The following is a 22,952-nucleotide window of genomic DNA, read 5'->3' as shown; positions in this document are numbered from 1 at the left end:
GACACACCGGCGCGAAGTGGTCCCGCGGCCCCTCGCGGTGGGGAGGGACGGCCGCCGACCGTGGCGCCCGACGCGATCCGTACCTGGAAAGTCGCATCCGGTGTCATGCGCGGCTCCCGGCGGGTCGAGATGGCGGCTTTCCCGTAATGCCGTCATCACCTGCAAAAATATGATCTATTCGGGGGGCTGATGACAGTGTTGTGCGAGCGCCCATTCGGGTCACGATCCCGTGGTGCCTCTCGGGCCATGGCCCAAAGCACACTAGGCTCGTCCATATGAGTGTTCGGCGGGTGATGGGGACCGAGACCGAGTACGGCATTTCCGTACCCGGTCAGCCAGGTGCGAACGCGATGGTGACCTCCTCACAGGTCGTCAACGCCTATCTCGCCGCCTCGGCGGCGAGGGCCCGGCGGGCCCGGTGGGACTTCGAGGAGGAGAACCCGCTGCGGGACGCGCGGGGTTTCGACCTCGCCCGTGAGGTCGCCGACCCGAGCCAGCTCACCGACGAGGATCTCGGACTGGCCAATGTGATCCTCACGAACGGCGCCCGGCTGTACGTCGACCACGCACATCCCGAGTACTCCACCCCCGAGTGCACCAACCCGCGCGACACCGTGATCTGGGACAAGGCGGGGGAGCGGGTGATGGCCGACGCCGCCCGGCGCGCGGCGATGGTGCCCGGCACCCAGCCGATCCAGCTTTACAAGAACAACACCGACAACAAGGGCGCCTCCTACGGTTGCCACGAGAACTATCTGATGAAGCGTGAGACGCCGTTCTCCGAGATCGTCCGGCATCTCACGCCGTTCTTCGTCTCGCGCCAGGTGGTGTGCGGGGCCGGGCGGGTGGGCATCGGCGTCGACGGGCGCGGCGAGGGCTTCCAGATCAGCCAGCGGGCCGACTTCTTCGAGGTCGAGGTCGGCCTCGAGACCACGCTGAAGCGGCCCATCATCAACACTCGCGACGAACCGCACGCGGACCCGGAGAAGTACCGGCGCCTGCACGTGATCATCGGTGACGCCAACATGAGCGAGGTGTCGACCTACCTCAAGGTGGGCACGACCGCGCTGGTGCTGGCCATGATCGAGGACTCCTTCCTCACCGTCGACCTGTCCGTCGACATGCCGGTGGCGGCGCTGCGGGCGGTGTCGCACGACCCGAGCCTGAAACACCTCCTGACGCTCAGGGACGGCCGCAAGATGACCGCCGTGCAGCTCCAGATGGAGTACCTCGAGCAGAGCCGCAAGTACGTCGAGGACCGCTTCGGCGCCGACGTCGACGAGAGCACCGCGGATGTGCTGAATCGCTGGGAGTCCGTGCTGCACCGGCTCGGCGAGAACCCCTCGCAGCTGTCGAGGGAGCTCGACTGGGTGGCCAAGCTCGAACTCCTGAACGGCTACCGCAGCCGTGACGGGCTCGACTGGTCGCACCCCCGGCTGCAGCTCGTCGACCTGCAGTACTCCGACATCCGGCCCGACCGGGGCCTCTACAACCGGCTCGTGGCGCGCGACCGCATGGAGCGGATCGTCACCGAGGCCGAGGTGACGGCGGCCGTTGAGGACCCGCCCGAGGACACCCGGGCCTACTTCCGCGGCCGTTGCCTGCGGCAGTACGCGGACGCCGTCGCCGCGGCGTCGTGGGACTCAGTGATCTTCGATGTGCCCGGCCGGGAGTCTCTGCAGCGGGTGCCGACGCTGGAGCCGCTGCGGGGCACCAAGCAGCATGTGGGCGGGCTCCTCGACCGATGCCGGACCGCTTCCGACCTCGTCGCCGCGCTCACCGGTCACAACTGACACTCCGGTCACACGACCCGGTTGCGGCTGTCGCAGGGTCGTGACCGGTTTGCCCGTTTCAGTGGTCCGGATACGGGCGATAACCCCGGCAGGGCCCTCGATCGACGGCGACGGGCGGAACGGGCTGTGATCTTCGCTCGTTGCGGGTGGTCGAGGGTAGAGTCGGACTCCCGGCATTTACGGAGGCTGAGCATGGCGACGAAGGACACGGGTGGCCAGAAGCAGACCACCCGGCGTGACGAGGAGGTGGAGGAGGCTCAGGCCTCGACCACCGAGGATGTCCAGGACAGGCAGGACAAGCTCACCGACGACGTCGACGCCATTCTCGACGAGATCGACGAGGTGCTCGAAGAGAACGCCGAGGAATTCGTCCGTTCCTACGTGCAAAAAGGCGGCCAGTGAATAATCGCGGTAAAGCTGGTTTATCGCGACGGATGAGAAGGCGCGACCGCCGTTGGCGTGCGCCGCAGGATATGTCCTAGGCAGAAGAAGACGCACGGTCCCGGTGTGCGGCGGGCACCGCGCGAAGACGTTCAGGATGGGGCACGCCCCCGGCGCACGCACCGGGGCGGCCCGCTCTCAGGGTGTTTCCACGCCGTCACTCGTTCCGCGGAGTTCGCCGAGCGTCGCGGCGTAGGCGCCGGGAACGGCGAAACCGCCGGCGGGGATGGGGATGTCGTGCACGAGGCGGCACCATGCGAAATCCACGGCCGCCGCCGCGCCGAGCACAGCCGCCGCCTCCTCGGCGTCCGCCGGCCGGAACGGCTCAGGAGGCCTTCCCCGGGACGGCCACAGCGCCCGTAGCCGATGGCCGGGTTCGCGCAGGACGGCCGCCAGCATGCCGCGGGTCTCAGGGTCGAGCCACTCGCCGATCGGCGTCGCGAGGTCGGGGCGGTAACCCTCCAGGTCGGCGGCGAGCAGCGCGACGGCGGCGTGCCGGGGCTCGACGAAGTCCGCGTCCTCGGGGTCGCCGCACAGCGGCCGTACCGCCTCCGCCAGGTCATAGAGGGCGAGCTGGAAGCCCGGGCCGGGCGCGGTGTCGGCGAAGAGCGTCGGGGCGAGGGCCGGTGGGCAGCGCATGCTCCAGTGCCGTTCCATCGCCTGATCGCCGTAGGGGATCGCGGGATGGTCGATCCCCGGGCCCTCGAGGACGGGTTCGAGGATCGCCTGCAGCGCGGAGGCCTTGGGCTCGAAACGTTGATCGTCGCGCACCGCCTGCGCGGTCATGAGCATGTTGCGTGCGATCTGGCTCGCGGCGTCGGGGCGGCCGGCCCGCAGCCGTTCGGCGTACAGGCCCGCGATGGTCCGCAGCGGCGGTGGCATCAGCCAGCGCAGACGGCCGGGGCCGCCCACCGGGTGGGCCAGATAGGGCTTCCAGAGGCCGAGTAGATCGTTCTCCGCTTCGGAGTCGAACAGCGGCACGGACGCGCACCACACCATGGTGCTCCAGGTGGCCGCGATGGTGCTCGGCGTCCCGTGCAGGAAGTGGTTCCAGGCGAGCGGGTAGTCGGCGGCGGGGGTCAGCGCGGCCTGGGTGACGACCTGCCGGAGCCGGTCGGCCAGCGCGTCCGGGACGTCCTGTCCCGCGACGGCCCGGGGCGGCCAGGGAGCCGGGCCGGCATCGTGCGCGGCGGGCAGGATCTCGGCCGGTACGGGTGGTGGCATGGTGCCGGGTCCCACCGGCACGGCGGACCGGCGGGCGGCGGCGGCGCCGGGCGGCGGGCAGGGGACCCAGCGGCCGTCCGAGGGGTGCCACCGGTACCAGCGGGCCCAGGCACCGTACGTCCACCATGTGAGGTCGGGCAGCATGAGCAGGTGGGGGGCGAGCACCTGCCGGCGGTGAGCGGGTGCGGCACCGGCCCACCACGGCCCGGTGACCGCCGCGCGCGTGTGGTGCTCGGCGAGGGTGAACGGGTCGCCCTCCACGGCGGGGGGTTCGCCGACGGGCGGGGGGACCGCCGGGTCATGCGGGGGAGCGCCGGTGACCTCCGGCGGCGGCCGCATCGGCTGGACCGGCCGATAGGACGCGCCGGGCGGAATCGGTATGCCCGGCACGGTGGGCAGGCCGTGCCGGTCCGCCCGGCCGGGCAACGGCGGGCCGTCCGGGGACGGCCCCGACAGGCCAGAGGGTTCCGACGCCACATGGTCATCGTAATGGTGCCGGGCGCCCGTGCGGCGGGAGTGCTCAAGGCCGTTGCGGGGCAGGGGTCGCGGGGCAGGTTCGCCGTGAGCGGACTCAGGGAAGGATCACGCCGCATGCGCGGCGCGTTGCCGGGACAGTAGGGTCGTAAGCAGTTCCATGGTGCGCCGGGACTTCCCGGTCCACGGTGAAGAGGGAAGGAGTCGCGTGGCGTCTCACGATTCGCACGCTGGACGGCTCCCGGGGGCATTCACGAGCCCTGGGCCGTCGTCCTTCACGGATTTCCTCGGGTCCTACCGCCCTGAGCTGCTGCCGGGCGGGCGCACGCCGCCGGCGGTCGCGGCGGGTGAGGAGATCCCGCACGGCACGACGATCGTGGCGGCGACGTTCCCTGGCGGTGTCGTCCTCGCGGGCGACCGGCGGGCGACGGCGGGCAACATGATCGCCCAGCGCGACATCGAGAAGGTCTTCCGGGCCGACGAGCTGTCCGGCATCGCCATCGCGGGCACGGCGGGGATCGGGCTGGAGATCGTCCGGCTCTTCCAGGTCGAGCTGGAGCACTACGAGAAGATGGAAGGCCGCATGCTCTCCCTCGAGGGCAAGGCCAACAGGCTCGCCACCCTGATCCGCAGCAACCTCGGGATGGCCATGCAGGGCCTCGCCGTGGTGCCGCTGTTCGCCGGCTTCGACGAAGACCACGGCGCGGGCCGGATCTTCAGCTACGACGCTGCCGGCGGGAAGTACGAGGAGCGCGAGTTCCACTCGATCGGGTCCGGATCGGTGTTCGCCCGCGGAGCGCTGAAGAAACTGTGGCGGCCCGAGCTGTCCGAAGAGGACACGGCGCTCGCGTGCCTCCACGCGCTGTACGACGCGGCCGACGACGACTCAGCCACCGGAGGTCCCGACATGATCCGCCGGATCTACCCGATGGTCGCGTCGGTGACGGCCGACGGCTTCAGGAGGCTCTCCGACGACGAGGCCGGCGGCCTCTCGCAGACCGTGGTCGACGCTCGATACCAGGCGCCGGGCGGCCCGGCCGCCCCGCTGCGATAGAAGGGATCCCCACCGGTGTCCATGCCGTTCTACGTCTCGCCCGACCAGCAGATGAAGGACAGGGCGGACTACGCGCGTAAGGGCATAGCGCGGGGCCGTAGCGTGGTCGTGCTCCAGTACGACGACGGGATCCTGTTCGTGGCCGACAACCCGTCACGGGCTCTGCACAAGGTCAGCGAGATCTATGACCGGATCGCGTTCGCCGCGGTCGGGAAGTACAACGAGTTCGAGAACCTCCGGCTCGTCGGTGTGCGCTATGCCGACGTCAACGGCTACATGTACGACCGCAGTGACGTCACGTCCCGGGGCCTGGCCAACTTCTACGCGCAGATGCTCGGCACGATCTTCACCGACCAGAACAAGCCGTACGAGGTGGAACTGGTCGTCGCCGAGGTGGGCGAGGACGCCGCCACCGACCAGATCTACCGGCTCACCTTCGACGGTTCGGTCGCCGACGAGCACGGCTTCGTGGCGATGGGCGGCCAGGCCGAGGCGGTCGCCGAGGCGCTGAAGGAGCGCTATCGCGATGGGCTGGGGCTCGCCGAGGCCCTGCGCGCCGGTGTGCACGCCCTCGAGCAGCAGGACGCCGACCGGCATCTCGACGCCAAGGCGCTCGAGGTGGCGGTGCTCGATCGCAACCGTGAGCACCGGCTGTTCCGCAGGCTCACCTCGTCGCGCATCGAGCAACTGCTGACCGAGGCCGCCGGGGAAGGGCCGTCCGAGGAGGGCGCCGAGGAGAGCGCCGAGGACGGCGGCACCGGTGGCGCCGAGAGTACGGAGGGCGCCGGCGAGGCGGGCGGAGCCGACGGCGGGGACGGCGGCGACGGCGCGGGCGGCACGGAGGCTCCGAAGGGCACCTGATCCCGGCTGCGACGATCTCACGATCAGATCGACGGCGCGGAGACCCGGAAGGGGCTCCGCGCCGTCGCGCGTCCGGTACGGCGGCCGGGCGGCGCGTTCCTGACAATCTGGTGGCAGATAAGCCCCGCCCGGCTGGCGGACGCTGCGGTAGCGGGAGGCACCGACCCGTTCGATCCGTACCGGCGTACCTGACCCCGCCGCGTACCTGAACCGGCGGCGCACCTGTAACCGGCGGGCCGGAGCGTCACGGCGCGGGCGGCGGCTCCGTCGGCTCCACCTCGACGCGGTTGTCGTGGAACACGGCACCACCGCCGATGTCGGAGTCGCGCTCGGCGACGGTGGCGTTGACGTTGCCGCCGCCGGTGAGTTTGGCCCAGTGGCCCTTGGTCGTGGCGGCCACGCCGGGCCTGACCCGGTCGCCGACCTCGACGACGGCCTCGAAGGATCCGCGGTCGTTGCCGACCCTGACCCGCTCACCGCCGGTGAGGCCCCGAGCCGCGGCGTCCGAGGGGTGCAGAGTGATCGACGGCGCGCCGGCGCGCCGGCGCAGCTCCGGGTTGTTGCCGAACACGGTGTTCAGGAAGTGATGGGACGCGGCCGACACGAGGACGAGGGGGAACCGCGCCGCCCGCTCGGTGTCGGTCACCTCGGCCGGCGGCACGTAGTCCGGCAGCGGGTCGTGCCCTTCCCGCGCGGCCCGGGTGGACAGGAATTCCAGCTTCCCGGACGGCGTCGGGAACCCGTCGGCGAAGGGCAGGAACGGCTTGGGCACGTTCAGCCGCACATGGCCTTCCTCTCGCAGGCGGTCCAGCGTGATCCCGGTGAGCCGGGGGTGGCCGGAGCCGAGGAGCTGCCCGGCCAGTTCCTCGTCGGAGTCGTACAGGCTCGGCTCGGTCAGTCCCAGGCGGCGCGCCAGCCGGCGGAAGGTCTCGGAGGTGGGCAGGCATTCACCCGCGGGGGCCACGGCCCGCTCGTTCCACACCAGATAGAGATGGCCGTAGCCGTTGTGCACGTCGACGTGCTCGTGCTGCATCGTCGCGGGCAGCACGATGTCGGCGTAGTCGGCGGTGTCGGTGGGGAACTGCTCCAGCACGACGGTGAACAGGTCCTCGCGGGCGAGGCCGCGGCGGACCTTGTTCTGGTCCGGGTTGCTGGCGGCCGGGTTGGCCGCGATGACGAACAGCGCCTTGACCGGCGGGTCGTCCAGGTCGAGCAGGTTGTCACCCAGCCGGGTCATCGACAGGGTGCGGGTCGGCCGGGCGAGCAGGTCGTCGCGCACGAGCGCGGCGTGATCGAGGGGGAAATGGCCCCCCGTGGAGTACGACAGCCCGCCACCGGGCCTCGACCAGTCGCCGGTCACGCCCGGGATGCAGGCGAGGGCGCGCAGGGCGTTGCCGCCTCCCGCGTGGCGCTGGATGCCCATCGTCGCCCGGATCGCCGTCGGGCGGGTACGGGCGACCCGCTCGCCCAGCGCGATGATCGCTTCGGCGGGGAGGCCGGTGATGGCCGCTACCCGTTCCGGGGGGAACTCGGTGACGCGCTCCCTGAGCTCGGCCCACCCGATGGTGTGCCGGTCCAGGAAGTCCCGGTCCTCGGCGCCGAGACCGATGATCACGTGCAGGAGCCCGAAGGCCAGCGCCGCGTCGGTGCCCGGGATCGGGGCGAGGTGCTCGTCGGCCTGCTGCGCGGTGCGAGTGCGCACCGGATCGATCGCCACGACGTGTGCGCCGCCGGCGCGGGCCCGCTGAATGAACTTCCACAGGTGGTGGCCGCTGGTGAGTGTGTTGGTGCCCCACAGGATGATCAGCTTGGACAGCGCCAGGTCCTCGGGGTCCATTCCGGCCGAGGTGCCCATCGTGTACTTCAGCCCGGTGCTGCCCGCGACCGAGCAGATCGTGTCGTCGTGCTGAGAGGCGCCGAGCACGTTGAAGAGCCGGCGCCCGGGGGAGCCCTCGAGGCCCTGCAGGTAGCCGAGCGTGCCTGTGCCCCAGAAGGGCCAGACGGCCTCGCCGCCGTGCTCGTCGATGATCTGACTCAGCCGTCCGGCGATCTCGTCGAGGGCCTCGTCCCAGGTGATCCGCTCGAACCGTCCCGAGCCCTTGGGGCCGGTCCTGCGCAGGGGGTGCAGGATCCGGTCCGGCGCGGCGGCCTGCTCCAGGAACCGGTTGACCTTGACGCACAGCGCACCCCGGGTGAACGGGTGACGCGGGTCCCCGCGCAGCCCGACGGCCTGCCCGTCCCGTACGGTCACCACCCAGCCACAGGTGTCGGGGCAGTCGAGCGGGCACGCGCCCAGCACTTCGAGCTCGGTGCGGGGCCGCGATCCGGTTGCGCCGGGCGGCTCGGTGACCGTCATGGTCGCACCTCCATGGTCGATGGCGTGGTCGATATGCGCGTCGATATGCGCGTTGATGTGCGCGTCGATGGGCGTGGTCGATGGATCCCCCTAGTGTGCGGCAAGCAATTCAGGAGCGTGACATCGGGACGCGCATTACCGGCGGCGCGAAGGGGAGCGCGACCGGGGGACGGTGGGGCGGACGGGCGCACGCCGCCGCCGTCTGGTTTGCTTGGGGGCGATAGAAGAGTGTGTTCCGACCGTGGGGGTTGCCAGAGTGAAGAGCGTCGAACCCGAGGTGTTCCTGGTCGCGCGGCCAGAGCTCGACTATGCCGAGGTGGCGCGTTACCTGAGTGACGTGGGCGGGGAGAGCTGGCTGGAGCGGCTCGACCGGGGTGACCTCGACGCCGAGCTGAACGACCCTCAGAACCTCGCCGAGTTCGCCGGGCGGCTGTGTTACCGGTCCTGGGAGCCGGGGCTCAACCCCAACGTGTCCAGGGTCCGCACCGACCAGACGCAGTACCTTGAGAACATCCTGCGCAGCCTGCACGGCTCGGTGCTCGAGCACGTGAACTTCAGCTTCGTGCTGCACAACGTCAGCCGGGTGCTGACGCACGAGCTGGTCAGGCACCGGCCCGGGGTGGCGATCTCGCAGGAGTCGCTGCGCTTCGTGCGGCTGCAGGACATCCCGTTCTGGTTCCCCGAGTGGGCGCGCGAGGACCAGGAGCTGATGAAGCGGGCCACCGCCCTGCTGGAACAGATGGAGGAGTTCCAGGGCTGGATGGCCGGTCACTTCGGGCTGGACGAGGAGGGGGTGCCGTTCTCGGTCAAGAAGCACCACACCTCGTTCATGCGCCGGTTCGCCCCCGAGGGCGTCGCCACGGGGCTGGTGTGGACGGCCAACGTGCGCACGCTCCGTCACACCATCGAGGCCCGGACGGCGGCCGGTGCCGAGGAGGAGATCCGGCTGCTCTTCGGCCGGATCGGCGAGCTGATGCGGCAGGAGGCGCCCGCGCTGTTCTCCGACTACGTGGTCGAGGACGGAGCTTGGGTGCCGGGCTGGCGAAAGGTCTGACCCGGCCGGCCCGGTGCCGTGCGACCGGTCGCGATGGCGTGGAGCTGTCGTTCTTCAGCACCATCGCGACCTTCGGAACACCGGGCGACATCACCCTGGCCGAGCCGGCGGTCGAGTCGTTCTACCCGGCGACGAGCGCACCGCTCTGTTCCTGCGTTAGCGCGCCGGCTGGTGGGGCCCCGCCGAACGATGTGTCCCCATGCCGGTGTCCCTCTGCCGGGTCTCTGCCGGTCCGGGAGGTTCCGAGGTCGTCGGTCCTGCCTGCCTCCCGGTCGTTTCGCGCCGGCGCTCCGACACCACGGATCACGCCACCCCCTCAGCGGCATGATCGCGTACCGTGGACGCGCACTTCGTCGGCGAGAAGTCTGACACCGCATCCGGCTGGGGCTCAACCGTTTCAGGTGAAAACAGCCGACATAAAACAATGCGTAGCGAAACGATGATTCTTTGTCACCCATAGTGATATCGACAAGTCGAATACCGATGGGTACCGATGAATGGCGACGTTATGCGCGGAACAGGAACTGTTCTCATTGCTCGTCCGCCACAGGTTCCCCACAGGTTCGCCACAGGTCAGTGGCCTGACGGGGTCGTGTCGTTCGCTGGGCCGAATCCGCGTACGCCCCTCCGCTCTGCCCTCTTCGGCCTGCGCAAGCCGAGATGGTGAGGCAAGCTGACCGTAGGGGCGGGGGGATCGAGCCCGAATGGCAGGCGACGCGACGTGATGATCTACAAAACGGCAAAAAGGCGTACATCACATGATTAGTCGTGGCCAACTGCTCCGAGGAAGGGGATCCGGGCATGCGAGAGCCGACGCAGGAGGCCGGCCGAGGTGGAAGGGGGCACCGCGGCCAGGTCACGGCCCCGCCGCTCATCGGGGTGACGACCTACCTCGAACCGGCGCGCTGGGGGGAATGGGTACGTGAGGCGGCGCTGCTGCCGGTGCCGTACGTACGCGCCGTCGAGCGGGCCGGCGGAGTCCCCGTGCTGTTGCCGCCGACGAGCTCACGGGGCGTCGGTGCGCTGGTCCACGGACTCGACGGCGTCGTCCTCGCCGACGGCGCCGACGTCGACCCGGCGCTGTACGGAGCCGAGCGGCACGAGCGCACCGGGCCGCCGCAGCCGCACCGGGATCGGTTTGAGCTCGGGCTGATCCGCGCGGTCATCGAGGCGGACCTGCCCTTCCTCGCCATCGGGCGCGGCATGCACGTGCTGAACGTCGCGCGGGGCGGCGGCCTCGTCCAGTACCTCCCGGACGCCGTGGGCCATGAGGGGCACGCGCCCGCGCCCGCGCGGTTCGGCACCCATCGCGTACGGATCGGCGTCACCAGCACGGTCGGACGGATCCTCGGGGATTTCGCCGAGGTGCCCACGTACCACTATCAGGGGGTCAAGCGCCTCGGCAAGGGACTGGTCGCCGTCGCCTGGACCGACGACCAGGTCGTCGAGGCGGTCGAGCTGCAGGGTCACCGGTTCGGCCTCGGCGTCCAGTGGAATCCCGAGGAGGCGGGTGACCTGCGGTTGTTCGAGGCCCTCGCCGTCGAGGCGGCCGGCCGCTGACCCCACCGGCCCGCGGGTGGCCGGCGAGACGTCACAATGGCCACGCGCGTGCAGCCGGTGAGGGAGTGGTGATCGACGGATGAGCGGTTACGAGTCGTACGAGCGGTTGAAGACGGACTGGGCCGCGCCAGGGGTCCTGCGGGTCACGATCAGCACGCCGGGCAAGCTCAACGCGGTGGACATGACGGGACATCGCGAGCTCGCGGAGATCTGGCGGGACATCGACGCCGACGAGAAGGTGCGCGCCGTCGTGGTGCGCGGGGAGGGGACGGCCTTCTCCGCCGGCGGTGATCTCGCCATGATCGAGGAGATGATGTCCGATCACGCGGTCCGCACGCGCATCTTCGGCGAGGCACGCGACATCGTCTACAACGTGCTCAACTGCTCCAAGCCGGTGGTGAGCGCGATCCAGGGCCCGGCGGTCGGCGCCGGGCTGGCCGTGGCCCTGCTCGCCGACATCTCCGTGGCCGGCCGGACCGCGAGGATCATCGACGGGCACACCCGGCTCGGCGTGGCCGCCGGCGACCACGCGGCCATCGTCTGGCCCCTGCTGTGCGGCCTGGCCAAGGCGAAGTACTACCTGCTGCTGTGCGAGACGCTCACCGGTGAGGAGGCCGAGCGGATCGGCCTGGTGAGCCTGTGTGTCGAGGACGACGAGGTGCACGACAGGGCGCTGGAGATCGCCGGGCGGCTCGCACGCGGATCGGCCGAGGCCCTGCGGTTCACGAAGTACGCCCTGAACAACTGGCTGCGGCAGGCCGGGCCGGCCTTCGACGCCTCGCTCGCCATGGAGTTCCTCGGCTTCACCGGCGCCGACATCCGGGAGGGTGTCACGGCGGTCCGCGAGAAGCGCCCTCCCAGATTCACCTGACGCCGCCGGGCCCGGCCCGGCCAGGCCCGGAGCTCAGCCGAAGTGCTTGCGGAGCCCGTCGAGGCCGGCGGCGTAGACCGCCTTAGCGAAGATCTTCGTCATGCGCTCCTCGTCACCGGCGTCGGCGTCGAACTCGCCCGACCACTCGACGAAGGCCTGCCCGGTGTCGGTGACCGGCGCGACCCGGATCGTGCTGCGCTGTCGACGGACGGGGAACGGGCTCTCCACGAAGTCGTAGGACAGCGAGCGGTCGGCGTCCGAGAGCGCGACGAGCCGCTCGCGGAAGACCGCGTCGCCCGCGCCGGTCAGCCGCCGCACCGCGCCCACTCCCGAGCCGCCCCCGCCGTCGCCCTGGTCCTCGATCTCGCAGGTCTCGATCGAGGGCAGCCACTCGGCGATGTTGCCGAAGTCGCGGACATAGGACCACACTTCGTCGGCCGTGGCGTTGATGACGGCGCTGGCGTACGGCTTGGGCATGGCGGACTCCTCCTTGAGACGCGTGCTCTCATGCTCTGCCCACGCACGGCACGAGGGCAAACGCGCGAGGCGGGCGCCCGCCCCGTTCTCCGGCCCGATGTGATCTACAGCGTAAAGGCGATCTCCGGTGCACTGCCTCAGCCCTTGACGGTGAGCAGCGGCCGCAGTTCGACGACCGGGTCGGCGACACCGGCACCGCGCAGGCTGGACACCACCGGGCCGATGTCCTTGTAGGCCCAGGGCGCCTCCTGCTTGAGGTCGCGCCGCCAGGCCGCCATGACGTCGGCCCGCCGTGCCACGCCGGGATCGCGGTGGTTCAGCGGTGTGACCACCCGGAACTCCCACAGGAACGCGTCGAGCTCCTCCTCACCCGCCTTGGCGGAGGCGCCGCGCGGAACGCGGCGGCCCGCACCGTGGCAGGCGCTCGCGAGGGCACGCGGGTGGCCGGAGCCGCGCAGGACGTAGCTGGGCGCCCCCATCGAACCGGGCACGATGACGGGCTCGCCCCACATGCCGTACGGCCCCGACTCTGCGAAGCCGCCGGCCGGTGTGGCCCCCTTGCGGTGCACCACGCGCCCGTCGCCGGCCCAGAACAGGTTGTGCGGCGCGTCGTAGACCAGCCGCGAGGACGTCTCGCCGCACGCGGCCGCCAGTGCCGACCGCATCATCAGGGCGAGGAAGAACCGGTTGCCCACCGCGAAGTTGGCCGCGTTGCCGAAGGCGTCGAGGTAGCGGCGGCGAGCGGGTTCAGATCGCTCGTCCAGCAGGAAGGGCAGGATCCCGTTGCCCGGCATCGGCAGGCCGGCCGGCCAGACCGAGCGGACCCGGTGGCGGCCGGTCGCGTTGGCCTGGTGCCCGAGCGAGAGTGATCCGCTGTGCACCATGAGCACGATCGCACCGGGCGACAGCCCCCAGGCGTACGCGGCCGGCCCGTCGTGCACCGCGGAGACGTACTGCAGCTCGGCACCACACGGGTGATGCGCGGTTCGGGACCGGAGCGGCCGGGTGTCGCCTCGGCCAACCGCCGCAGGGTGCCGGCGGTCTCGAGCACCGTGAGGATCTCGTCGACGGCGCTGCTCTCCAGCGGTACGTCGGTGCCCGCGCAGACGTCGACGGGGACGTCCCAGGGGTTGGGGAGGCGGAGCCAGTGGTCGTCGGTACGGACAAGGCGCGGGTCCTGGCGCGCGGTCATGGGGACCTTCCGGGTCGCTGAACGTCGTCATCGGCGACGCGAGGGCGGGCGATGACAGGAGTCGAGTGGGGGCGGGCGTGCGCCGGGAGGGGGCACGCCGCGACGGGCGGGCGTGCCGCCGTGTGCCTGCGGTTCAGCAGCCGCGAGGTCGGTTCGACCCTAGCGGTCCCGTCGGTTCGCGCCAACGGGTTATCCCGCCCGTACCGGCGGGCTCTGTGCCGACTACCAGGGGGCCGGTCGACGGGTCATGGGGCGGCCTCGCCGAGATAGCGGGTGACGATGCGGGCGATCAGCCGGGCCACCGTCTCGGGCGGTTCGGCGGGCAGGACGACATGGCTCAGGGTGAGCCGGACGGCGGCGTCGGCGATCTCGGCGACCGTGTCGCGGTCGAGGTCCGGCCACTGGCTCACCGCGTGGGTGACGATGCGGGCGCGGGCGGCGAACAGCAGGGGGTCGGCCCGGGTGGTGAACAGCGGCAGCAGATCCTCGCTGTCCGCGCCGGTGAGTATGGCCTTCTTGAGCGGGTCGTCGGAGGCGGTCTTGAGGGTGTAGGTCACCGCGGCGGCGACCGCGGAGCGCAGGTCCTCATGGCGGGACAGCGCCTCGTCGACACCGTCGAGATAGGCGTCGTTGTCGCGGAGCACCACCGCCTGGGCGAGACCCCACTTGTCGGCGAACTCGTTGTAGACGGTCTGCCGGCTCACCCCGACCGCGTCCGCCACGTCCTGCATGCGCAGGCGTTTGTAGCCGCGCCGGGCGAGCAGTTCGGCGGCGGCCACGAGCAACTCGTCACGCAAAGACCGATCTCGCTCCGTGCCCATGATCGCGTTCGCCTCCTCGCGGTCCGGCCCCGGTTCCGGCTCCGACGCCGACGGATGCAAGCGAATAGCGTCATCGATCAGCGCGTCAAGTCCGATGCGGTCAGCGGCTCGAGGTGAGCAGTCCGTGCGCCTCGCGGACGGCCTGGGACACCGCGATCTCGCCCGGGTCGCTCTGCCGGGTGCCGGCGAGCGCGTACGTCAGCAACCGGACCGCCTCCGCCAGCGCGACCGTCCTCGCCTCGAGTCGGCGGATGCGCTCCTCCAGTACGGCCGGCGACGGGCCGCGCGCCCCGAAGGCTATCTGCCTGCTCATGCTCTGCTCCTTGATCACCTGGCGCTCGACGGACCCGTTCCCCTTGCTCAGGTTCGGCCGTGCCCGGCCCTCCTCAGCAGGGACTTTGGTCACTTTCGGCCAGGCGCAGGTCCTGGATCTCCGCTCGCGCCGCCGGAGGCCCCGCGAACCGCGCCCACGGGTGCCCGGCTCAGGACTTTGGTCATCACAGGGCGGTGCGCAGGGCCCTTTCCCTTGGTGTGCGGGCGCGCGAAGGGTGGTGAACGGGAGCCGAGGGAACGGAGGGGGATCTCATGTCCTTCACCGGGATCGAGTGTCTCCGCCGGGTGGTCGGGTCCGCGGAGCGCGGGCCGTACGGCCCGGCGACGGCGCGGGGCGCCGGCGCGACGGCGGCGCCGTCATGACCACGGACCTGGAGCGGCTCGCCGAGCTGCTGCGAATGCGTTCCCGCCATCCCGACGTGCTGTCGGTGTACCTCCGGCTCGGACCCGATCCGTCCGAGCTGCGCAGCGTGCCCGCACGCCTCGACGTGGCCTTCGGGGCACTCGCCGACCGGGCCGGCCTGGACGCGGCCCACCGCAAGGCCGTGACGGCCGAGATGGCGGCGGTCCGCCGCGCGGCGGAGCACGCCCGCGAGTGGCTGGGGAGCGGCGTGGCGCTGTTCGCGGCCGGCGATCTCGGTCTGTTCGACGAGGTACGGCTGCCCCACGCCCCCGAGGTACTCGCCGTTCTCGACATCCGGCCCTACGTGCGGCCTCTGCTGGAGGCGCGGGAGCGGTCCCGCCCGTACTGCGCGGCGGTCGTGGACGCCGAGCACTCCTGGATCGGCACGTCCGGCCCCGAGGGAGTGCTGGAGGAGTCACGGCTCACGACGGCCGGCCCGCGCAAGCCCGACTACGGCGGGTGGCACGGGCTCACGGAGTACCGGGTGCGCAACCGCGCCGAGCGCATCCAGCAGCGTCACTTCCGCCGGACCGCGGACCTTCTGCGGCAGGCGATGTGCGAACGCGACGTGGACCAGCTGATCGTCGGCGGGCAGGAGCACACCCTGTCCCGGTTCCTGGCCGAGCTGACTGCGGACCTGCGTGAACGCCTGGCGGGAACCTTCCTGATCGATCCGCACACGATGACCGCCGCGAGGGTGCGCACCCTCGCGGACGGCGTGGCGGACCGGTTCCGGCACGACCGCTACCGCCGGCGCGTGCGACAGGCGATCGACGAGCATGCCGCGGGCGGCCTCGCGGTGACCGGGCTCGAAGCGTGCCTCGAGGCCGTCGGTGAGCGCGCGATCGCGCAGTTGTTCGTCCGGGCGGACGATCGGGCCTGCGGGTTCGCGTGCGACCGATGCGGTGTGCTGTCGCTGACCGGCCAGGCCTGCGCCTCGTGCGCCGGTGCGGTGCGGGCGGTTCCGGACGTCATCGGGGAGGCGATCGTGCTGGTGCTGGACGCGGGTGGCGCGGTCGACCAGGTTCCGGGGGGAACGGAGCTGGACGGCGCGCGTGCCGCCGCCCGCCTGCGCTTCCCGGTCACGGGCTTGAGCGCGTGACCGTGGCCGGTCGCCGCCGTGGCCGGGTGGGCCCGGTGTCAGCGGGCGGCCATGAGGATCTCGTGAGCCTTCCGCGCCGCCGTGTTGATCGTGGTGTCCCCGGGTCCGGCCATCGGGTTGCTCTCCAACGCGTGCGTCAGGAGCCGGACCACCTCGGCGAGAGTGGCCGTCCTCGCCTCCAGTTCCCGGATGCGAACCTCGAGAACGGCCGGTGAGGGTGGGGTGGCGCCGACGGCGATCTGCCTTGTCATGGTCTGCTCCTCGCATCACTTGCGGGGCCTGGCGGGCCCGGCTCACTCCCAGGGTCCGCTCCGATCCGCGGACCCCGAAGGGACTTTCGTCACCGCTGTCCCGTCCTCCGGCCCTGGTTCGCGGCCCGCGCGGTGAGCCCCCGGCTCAGACGGCGTTCGGGGCGTCGACGACCGCGACCCTGGTCACGCCCGGCACGGTGCGGGCGAGCAGGTGCACCGCGCGCGCGGCGTGTCCGCCCGCGGTCCCCTGGAGCCGTACGACACCGGCCCTGACCGTGACGGTCCAGTGCGGCCCGGCGGGGAAGCGCTCGCGGATGGCGGCCAGGACGTCGTCTCGCACCCGGGCGTCGCTGTCGGAGACCAGCCTCATGAGGTCATGGCGCCTGAGCACGCCGACGAGGCGATCCCCGCGAAGCACCGGGACGATCCCCAGCCCCATCGTGATCATGAGCTCGGCGAGTGCCGCGAGGTCGGTGCTCTCCGAGGCCGTCCGTACCTCGGTGGTCATGACGTCCTCGACCCGGACGACCGGCGGCTCGCCGGCGGCGGCGGTCGCTCGAAGGAACGCGGCGGGATCGGTCTCGAACTCGCCGCGCAGCAGATCCGTCTCGGTCACCACCCCGACCAGGTACCCGGCCTGGTCGACGACGGGTACCGCGGTGACGCCGCGTTCATGGAGCAGGCGTACGGCCTGCCGCACCGACCACGAGCCGGGCACCGTCACCGCCGGCGTGCTCATCGCCTCTCGCACGATCATGGACGGCTCCTTCTCGAGCTGACGGGACGCAAGACGTGCGGCCGGGGCGGCCGGAGTCGGTGATCGCGCGTCGGCGGCGCGGTTCCTAGGCGGCCTGCCCGCCGTTCCCGCGCGTGGCCGGATTCATCCGGCGGCCGGTGACGTGCTGGCTCGGAATCCGGATGAACTGGTCCCGCCGGCCGGGGGCCCAGGGTCGAAGCGGCAGCCGGGACAAGCGGTTCACCTCGGCGGGGTCCCGTACCGCGCTGGCCTGGCCGACGACGGTGACCGACCAGCCGGTGCGGCTGTCGCCGTCGAAGTCGTCGGCTTCGAACGCCACCACGGTTCCGCGCATGGCCGTCGCGAGCCTCGACCCGGGTGCCATCCGGATGACCACGCAGTCACGGTCGAGGGCGAAGTCGACCGGCTGCACCGCCGGCAGCGCGCGCTCAGTGAACACGACCCGGCCGAGCGGTACCGAGCCCAGCAGGGCGAGGCATTCCCGCCGATCGAGGATCTCGAGCCCGTTGGCATCGTCCATGCACCCATCGTGTGACTCGCGCGCCGGTGACAGCAGGGGCGAACGTCCCAGCCTGAGCCCGCGTCCGCCGCTCGAGGTCCCGGCCGGCATGGACCTTCGCCTCTGCCGGGGAAAGGCCAACGGGTGGCGGTCACACCGTGCCGGGAACGCGGCGACCGGACAGGACCACCGGCTGGATGCGGATGTAGTGGCCACCGTCCGCCGGTGTCCAGGGACGCAGAGGCAGCCTCCGGAGCTCGGCGAGTTCACGAAGGTCGGAGACGGCACGCGCGTGTCCGGTCACGACGACCGACCACCCCCGGCCCGTCGCGGCGTCGAAGTCGTCCACTTCGAAGGCCACGATCGCGTCGCTCGCGGCCGCCGCGAGCTTCGTCCGCGTGGAGGTCCGGATCACCAGGTCGCCGTCGGCGATCGCGTAGTTGACCGGCTGGATCGCGGGAAGCGCGCTGTCGGTGAACACGATGCGGCCGAGGAGGCCGCCGGCCAGCAGGGTCCGGCACTCCTCGGCGGTGAGGATCTCCAGGCCGCCGGCGTCGTAGGGCATGACAGACATGGTCATCCAGGCCGTCGTGTAGGGATAGGGAAAAAGGTCCTTAAAGAAGAACCCATGCGCGGGAGGTCGCCGCGCGGTTCACTCGGTGCCCTGCCGCTCCGGCTTGGGCCTTGCCGCCTTGAGCTGCGCGACGAACGCCGCCGCCTGGGTGCGCCGGCTCATGTTCAACTTGGTGAAGAGATTCGACACGTAGTTCTTGACGGTCTTCTCGGCCAGGAACATGCGCTCGCCGATCTGGCGGTTGGTCAGCCCCTCACCGATGAGCTCGAGGATCTGCCGTTCCTGGTCCGAGAGCTCGGAGAGCGGATCCTTGCGCACTGCCCGGTCGCGCAGCCGCTGCAGCATCTGCGCGGTGCTCCTCGGGTCCAGGAGCGACTGGCCGGAGGCGACCGTACGGACGGCGCCGACCAGGTCGGAGCCATGGATCTGCTTGAGCACGTAGCCCGCGGCGCCCGCCATCACCGCGTCGAACAGGGCCTCCTCGTCGGAGAAGGAGGTGAGCATCAGGCAGGCCACCTCGGGCATGCGGGAGCGCACCTCCCGGCACACGCTGACGCCGTCCCCGTCGGGCACCCGCACGTCGAGCACCGCCACGTCCGGGCGGGCCGCCGGAATGCGCGCCAGCGCCTGCTCTGCCGACGCGGCCTCGCCGACGACCTCGATGTCCGCCTCTTCGGAGAGCAGCGCCGCGACACCCCGGCGGACCACCTCGTGGTCGTCCATCAGGAACACCCGGATGGTGTCCCGGCTGTGGAAGGGCTGACTGATCATGGCGTGGTCCCTCTCCCCGGCAGGGTAACGCCGCCGACGGTAACCATTGTGCCCCTGACCTGGGTAGAGCGTAGGTCCCGTGATCGCGGGGACCAAGGTCCCGGTCCGGACATGGAGCCGGAAGCAAGGCATACTTGCCGTGTGGGGCCCGACGATCGACCCGGGGAGGATCGCGCCAGGTTGAGCCTGCCGCAGCTGCGGCTGGACGACCTGCTCACCGAGCTGCAGACGCGGCTCGAGACCGCGCGCTCCACCCGTGATCGGATGCACGCGCTGCTCGAGGCGGTGGTGTCGGTCGGCAGCGACCTCGATCTCGAGACCGTGCTCCGCCGGATCACCGAGGGCGCCATGACCTTGGCGGACGCCCGCTACGGCGCACTGGGCGTGATCGGCGACGAGGGCGAGCGACTGGTGCAGTTCGTCACCGTCGGCGTCACCGAGGAGCAGATCGCGGCGATCGGCCACTGGCCGCACGGCCACGGCATTCTCGGCCTGCTCATCAAGGAGCCGCACGTGCTGAGGCTCGGCGAGATCTCCGCTCATCCCGAGTCGTACGGATTCCCGGCGGGTCACCCGCCCATGCACGGTTTCCTCGGAGTGCCGATCAGGGTCCGCGACGAGGTCTTCGGCATTCTTTACCTGACCGAGAAGGTCGGCGGCGGCGGTTTCGAGGAGGAGGACGAGGCCGTCGTCACGGCCCTGGCCACCGCCGCGGGCGTCGCGATCGAGAACGCCCGGCTGTACGAGGACGGCCGGCACCGGGAGCGCTGGCTCGAGGCGTCGGCGGAGGTCTCCACGGCGCTGCTGTCCGGCACCGATCCGCAGGACGTCATGGCGCTGGTGGCGCAGCGGTCCCGCGAGATCGCCGACGCGGCGCTCGCGATCGTGTCGCTGGTCGACGTTCCGGCGCAGGAGTTCGTCATCGAGGCGGTGCACGGTGACGCCTCCGACGAGATGTGCGGCGTGCGCGTGCCCATCGACAACGCCCTCGCCGGCCGGGTCTACCGGGGCGGCGCGTCGGTGGTGCTGCCCGACGCGCGCGAGGCCGCGACCGACGCCGAGGTGCTCTGCAGGAGAGACATCGGCCCGGTGCTGATGGTGCCGCTCGGCCTGGGCACGGGTGCCCGAGGCGTCATCTCGGTCGCCAACCCGCCCGGCGGCCCCGTGTTCCGGGAGTCCGCCCGACGGCTCTTGGAGGCTTTCGCCGGGCAGGCGGCCGTCGCGCTGGCGGTGGCCGAGCACCGGCGCGGCGCCGAACGCCTTGTGGTGCTGGAGGACCGGGACCGCATCGCCAAGGATCTGCACGACACCGTGATCCAGCGCCTGTTCGCCACGGCCATGACCCTGATGAGCGCCATCAAGATCATCGATAGGCCCGACGTGGCGCACCGGGTACGGCGGGCGATCGACGACCTCGACGACACCATCCGGCAGATCCGCTCAACGATCTTCGCGTTGCAGACCTCGCCCGGCCAGGAGGGCCTGCGCAGCCGACTGCACACGATCGTCGACAGCGCTGCCGAGAGTCTCGGCTTCGCCCCGTCGGTGCGCCTGGACGGGTTACTCGACACCGCGGTCGACGATGAGGTCGGCGAACAGCTCCTGGCGGTGTTGCACGAGGCGCTGTCCAACGTGGCACGGCACGCCCAGGCCAGCCAGGCGACCGTGTCGGTCGACGTGGGGTGCGACCTGGTCCTGCGGGTGGAGGACGACGGAGTGGGCGTCCCGGCCGAGGGCCGGCGCAGCGGCCTGCGGAACCTCGCCGACCGGGCACAGGGCCTGGGCGGGTCTTTCACGATCCGGCGGCGTGAGGGCGGGGGAACCCTGCTCCAGTGGCGGGTGCCTCCGACCGCCGAGCACACCTGAGCGGCGCACGCGACCGATCGGCGGCTCGGGCCCTGCCGGATCCGCCGGCCCGGCGCGGGTCTTCCTGTGTCTTCCTGTGTCAGCCGGTCCGGCGGCGGTCCAGGCGGGCCCAGTCGACGTCCCACAGCCGCGAGCGGCACCGGTCGCAGCGGCGGCGCACCGTGCCGTAGGCGATCAGCAGAAGGCCGCCGATCGCGGTGGTCGTCCCGGTGGCGGCGTAGACCGTGGCGCCGACCGTCTGGACGTGCCGGCGCGGGCGGGCCGTCGCGGCGCCGGAGTCGTCGATCCAGATCCGCTGGGTGGTGCCGGTGGCGGTCGAGCCGCGCGCCGGGGCCTCACCGGTACGGGGGGTGCCGTCAGGTGCCGACCACCGCAGCCGCACGGTGGGAACGGTCGCCCCGGTCTGCCCGGTGCGCGAGGCCTCGGCGACGCCGATGACGGTGGCGTCGATCTGGTGGCGGGTCGCCTTCTCCCGGTGCTCGGTGCGCACGCCGGAGTCGTACACGTGGTCGGCGACGATGCTCGCGGTCGCGGGTGCGGCCGCCAGGAACACCATGAGCAGGGCGCTGGCCAGCGCCCACTGCACGCGGTCGACGCCGCGCCGGAGGTCGTTGCGGTCGAGGCCGAGTCGTCTACGAGCCCGGTCCAGCCTTGCCCAGATCCCGCGCATGGTCGATTCGCCTCCTGCCCTGGTGCCCGTCGGCGTGAGGTGTTCTTTCGACGCTAGGCAGGGGCTCGGCCCTGACGGCAGGGTCACAGGTCCTTGCCGGATGGGGCCTTCGGGCCACAAGGTCCGGAATGCGCCGTATAGGGCGATCCATGACGACGACGGGCCGGACGGCGGGTCCGGACGCGGGCACGACAGGGGCGCCGGACACGGGTCCGGATCAGGGGCCGTTCATGGCGTCGGAACGGCGTACGGGAAACGGTCGTGCAGCAGCCGCAGGCTGTGGTGCTCCAGTGCGGCCAGCAGGGCGGGCACCGTGGCGGGCGAGGTACGGGCCGCCACGAAGATCTTTTCGAGTTCTCGCATGAGACCGTGAAGGTCCAGCGACTCGGCGGTACGCAGGCTGACGATCACTCCGCGCCGGGGACTCGCCGGCGTCGGCGGCGCGACGGCCTGCCACAGGTAGGCGGCCTGGAGCCGGTTGACGAGCTCGTCCGGGCCGGCGATGGCCTGGGTGAGGGTCGCCAGCACGTCGGAGAGCAGGAAGGTGACGTCGAAGGTGTTGCTCGCCGGTGGGCCGCCGCCACTCGCCAGGCGGTCCCACGCGCCGAGGTGGCGCGGGCCGGGTATCCCGTGGCGGAAGGCGTCGCCGGGGTCGTGGCCGGTACGCCGGAGCATGTCCAGGACGGGTTCCCGCCCATCGAGCCGGTAGGTGTGCGCGACCTCGTGGGTGCAGTACATGCGAAGCACCTGCCGCTCGCGTCCTCCGCCGGCGTCCGCCGGGATGTCCCGTAGCCGGGCGACGCCGTGGCGCTGCCACGCGGTCAGCCCGGGCACGGGTTCGGCCTGTCCGGCGAGCCAGTCATACCCGGCGGCCACCACCCGGACGGACTCCGGCCGGCAGAAGAAGGAGTCGCGGTCCGACACGGTGAATCCGTAGTAGCGGCGGGCGAAGACCGAGGCCGCGTGCTCGGTGACCGCAGCGAACGGCTGCCCCGCGTGGTGCTCGGTGGCGCCCGTGCGCAGCACCGCGAAGGAATGGCGGTTGGCCCAGTGGACGGTGCCTCCGTCGACCCGGCCGGTGGCCGAGCCGGGCAGAAGACGGCGGGCGGCGGCACGGGCGGCGCCGGGAATCGAGCGAACCGCGTCCGGATCGATGCCGTGCTCGCGCAGCGCCTCGTACCCGGTGTTCTCCAGCCGCCGTACGGTACGGGCCAGGGCCGCGCCCCGCCGTGACGGCTCATCGAGGTAGGCGCGCACCGCGGCGAGGCCCTCGGCCATGGCGATCTCGCGGAGCAGGATGTGCGACGGGTCGTCCAGGGGGTGACCCGACACGAGCCGGGCCTCGGACACGGCGGTGAGGACCCTCAGCTGGTCGGCCCTGCCGAGCAGGCCAAGGACGCGTTCGGTGGCGGCCTCCACGGTGCCTCCTCGGGCCGGGTTCTCCTCCGGCCGAGTATCCTCTCCGGACCGGGTCCCTCATTCGAGTACCAGTACCAGCGCATGGCGGGTGACCGGGCCGGTGGCGGCCGCGCGCACCCCTCGCCGCAC

Annotated in this window: 22 protein-coding genes; 9 read left to right on the top strand and 13 right to left on the bottom strand. The window is 71.5% G+C overall.

The window, feature by feature from the left end; translation table 11 throughout:
- Positions 1 to 275: 275 nt before the first annotated feature.
- Positions 276 to 1,793 carry a depupylase/deamidase Dop gene (dop, locus tag HKK74_RS30475; protein ID WP_187246834.1) on the top strand — a complete coding sequence of 506 codons (1,518 nt, stop codon included), beginning with the start codon at positions 276 to 278 and terminating at the stop codon, positions 1,791 to 1,793.
- 192 nt (positions 1,794 to 1,985) lie between these two features.
- Complete coding sequence (locus tag HKK74_RS30470) at positions 1,986 to 2,195, top strand: ubiquitin-like protein Pup (protein WP_187238365.1); 210 nt, start codon at positions 1,986 to 1,988, stop codon at positions 2,193 to 2,195.
- Positions 2,196 to 2,372: 177 nt separating this feature from the next.
- Here HKK74_RS30470 and HKK74_RS30465 read toward each other — a convergent pair whose 3' ends face one another.
- Positions 2,373 to 3,935, bottom strand: a complete 1,563-nt coding sequence (locus HKK74_RS30465) for a hypothetical protein (RefSeq protein WP_187246833.1) — start codon at positions 3,933 to 3,935, stop codon at positions 2,373 to 2,375.
- A 205-nt stretch (positions 3,936 to 4,140) separates the two neighbouring features.
- Here HKK74_RS30465 and prcB point away from each other — a divergent pair, with 205 nt between their 5' ends.
- Complete coding sequence (gene prcB / locus HKK74_RS30460) at positions 4,141 to 4,986, top strand: proteasome subunit beta (RefSeq protein ID WP_312881941.1); 846 nt, start codon at positions 4,141 to 4,143, stop codon at positions 4,984 to 4,986.
- A 21-nt stretch (positions 4,987 to 5,007) separates the two neighbouring features.
- A complete protein-coding gene (gene prcA, locus HKK74_RS30455; RefSeq protein ID WP_187246849.1) occupies positions 5,008 to 5,847 on the top strand; it encodes a proteasome subunit alpha in 840 nt (279 codons plus the stop codon).
- Positions 5,848 to 6,091: 244 nt separating this feature from the next.
- Here prcA and HKK74_RS30450 read toward each other — a convergent pair whose 3' ends face one another.
- Complete coding sequence (locus HKK74_RS30450; protein ID WP_187246831.1) at positions 6,092 to 8,203, bottom strand: molybdopterin-containing oxidoreductase family protein; 2,112 nt, start codon at positions 8,201 to 8,203, stop codon at positions 6,092 to 6,094.
- Between the two features lie 256 nt (positions 8,204 to 8,459).
- Between HKK74_RS30450 and thyX the strand changes: the two genes are divergently transcribed.
- The 3 genes from thyX (at position 8,460) to HKK74_RS30435 (ending at position 11,688) form a co-directional block, all read left to right on the top strand.
- Positions 8,460 to 9,257 (top strand): FAD-dependent thymidylate synthase, encoded by a 798-nt coding sequence (gene thyX, locus HKK74_RS30445; protein ID WP_187246848.1) that lies wholly within the window; start codon positions 8,460 to 8,462, stop codon positions 9,255 to 9,257.
- 801 nt (positions 9,258 to 10,058) lie between these two features.
- Positions 10,059 to 10,817, top strand: a complete 759-nt coding sequence (locus HKK74_RS30440; RefSeq protein ID WP_187246830.1) for a gamma-glutamyl-gamma-aminobutyrate hydrolase family protein — start codon at positions 10,059 to 10,061, stop codon at positions 10,815 to 10,817.
- A 79-nt stretch (positions 10,818 to 10,896) separates the two neighbouring features.
- The gene (locus HKK74_RS30435; RefSeq protein ID WP_187246829.1) at positions 10,897 to 11,688 is read left to right on the top strand and encodes an enoyl-CoA hydratase/isomerase family protein; all 792 of its coding nucleotides are present in this window, start codon (positions 10,897 to 10,899) and stop codon (positions 11,686 to 11,688) included.
- Positions 11,689 to 11,721: 33 nt separating this feature from the next.
- Here HKK74_RS30435 and HKK74_RS30430 read toward each other — a convergent pair whose 3' ends face one another.
- The 4 genes from HKK74_RS30430 to HKK74_RS30415 all read right to left on the bottom strand — a co-directional run bounded on the left by HKK74_RS30430 (position 11,722) and on the right by HKK74_RS30415 (position 14,491).
- Complete coding sequence (locus HKK74_RS30430) at positions 11,722 to 12,165, bottom strand: SRPBCC family protein (protein WP_187246828.1); 444 nt, start codon at positions 12,163 to 12,165, stop codon at positions 11,722 to 11,724.
- Between the two features lie 137 nt (positions 12,166 to 12,302).
- Positions 12,303 to 13,388 (bottom strand): RtcB family protein, encoded by a 1,086-nt coding sequence (locus HKK74_RS30425; RefSeq protein WP_246492139.1) that lies wholly within the window; start codon positions 13,386 to 13,388, stop codon positions 12,303 to 12,305.
- Positions 13,389 to 13,602: 214 nt separating this feature from the next.
- Positions 13,603 to 14,178, bottom strand: coding sequence for a TetR family transcriptional regulator (locus tag HKK74_RS30420; protein ID WP_187246826.1), 576 nt, complete (start codon positions 14,176 to 14,178; stop codon positions 13,603 to 13,605).
- Positions 14,179 to 14,278: 100 nt separating this feature from the next.
- Positions 14,279 to 14,491 carry a hypothetical protein gene (locus tag HKK74_RS30415; protein WP_187246825.1) on the bottom strand — a complete coding sequence of 71 codons (213 nt, stop codon included), beginning with the start codon at positions 14,489 to 14,491 and terminating at the stop codon, positions 14,279 to 14,281.
- A 379-nt stretch (positions 14,492 to 14,870) separates the two neighbouring features.
- Between HKK74_RS30415 and HKK74_RS30410 the strand changes: the two genes are divergently transcribed.
- Positions 14,871 to 16,016, top strand: a complete 1,146-nt coding sequence (locus HKK74_RS30410; RefSeq protein WP_187246824.1) for a baeRF10 domain-containing protein — start codon at positions 14,871 to 14,873, stop codon at positions 16,014 to 16,016.
- A 38-nt stretch (positions 16,017 to 16,054) separates the two neighbouring features.
- On the opposite strand, the gene HKK74_RS30405 is transcribed toward HKK74_RS30410, so the two are convergent.
- From HKK74_RS30405 to HKK74_RS30385, 5 genes are all read right to left on the bottom strand, one after another.
- Positions 16,055 to 16,267 carry a hypothetical protein gene (locus HKK74_RS30405; protein WP_187246823.1) on the bottom strand — a complete coding sequence of 71 codons (213 nt, stop codon included), beginning with the start codon at positions 16,265 to 16,267 and terminating at the stop codon, positions 16,055 to 16,057.
- A gap of 145 nt (positions 16,268 to 16,412) precedes the next feature.
- A complete protein-coding gene (locus HKK74_RS30400; RefSeq protein WP_187246822.1) occupies positions 16,413 to 17,024 on the bottom strand; it encodes a CBS domain-containing protein in 612 nt (203 codons plus the stop codon).
- Positions 17,025 to 17,109: 85 nt separating this feature from the next.
- Positions 17,110 to 17,544 carry a pyridoxamine 5'-phosphate oxidase family protein gene (locus HKK74_RS30395; RefSeq protein WP_187246821.1) on the bottom strand — a complete coding sequence of 145 codons (435 nt, stop codon included), beginning with the start codon at positions 17,542 to 17,544 and terminating at the stop codon, positions 17,110 to 17,112.
- Positions 17,545 to 17,674: 130 nt separating this feature from the next.
- Complete coding sequence (locus tag HKK74_RS30390; protein ID WP_246492138.1) at positions 17,675 to 18,103, bottom strand: pyridoxamine 5'-phosphate oxidase family protein; 429 nt, start codon at positions 18,101 to 18,103, stop codon at positions 17,675 to 17,677.
- Between the two features lie 72 nt (positions 18,104 to 18,175).
- A complete protein-coding gene (locus HKK74_RS30385) occupies positions 18,176 to 18,868 on the bottom strand; it encodes a response regulator (protein WP_187246820.1) in 693 nt (230 codons plus the stop codon).
- Between the two features lie 111 nt (positions 18,869 to 18,979).
- On the opposite strand from HKK74_RS30385, the gene HKK74_RS30380 reads away from it, so the two are divergent.
- Positions 18,980 to 20,734 (top strand): GAF domain-containing sensor histidine kinase, encoded by a 1,755-nt coding sequence (locus HKK74_RS30380; protein ID WP_187246819.1) that lies wholly within the window; start codon positions 18,980 to 18,982, stop codon positions 20,732 to 20,734.
- A 79-nt stretch (positions 20,735 to 20,813) separates the two neighbouring features.
- Here HKK74_RS30380 and HKK74_RS30375 read toward each other — a convergent pair whose 3' ends face one another.
- Positions 20,814 to 21,404, bottom strand: coding sequence for an Rv1733c family protein (locus HKK74_RS30375; protein WP_187246818.1), 591 nt, complete (start codon positions 21,402 to 21,404; stop codon positions 20,814 to 20,816).
- A gap of 228 nt (positions 21,405 to 21,632) precedes the next feature.
- The gene (locus HKK74_RS30370) at positions 21,633 to 22,823 is read right to left on the bottom strand and encodes a hypothetical protein (RefSeq protein ID WP_187246817.1); all 1,191 of its coding nucleotides are present in this window, start codon (positions 22,821 to 22,823) and stop codon (positions 21,633 to 21,635) included.
- Positions 22,824 to 22,952: the final 129 nt, after the last annotated feature.

Origin of the sequence: Actinomadura alba (assembly GCF_014323705.1) — a bacterium.
Taxonomy (GTDB): Bacteria; Actinomycetota; Actinomycetes; order Streptosporangiales; family Streptosporangiaceae; genus Actinomadura_C; species Actinomadura_C alba.
The sequence above is the reverse complement of the archived record's forward strand: the minus strand, read 5'-3'. Positions and strand labels throughout refer to the sequence as shown.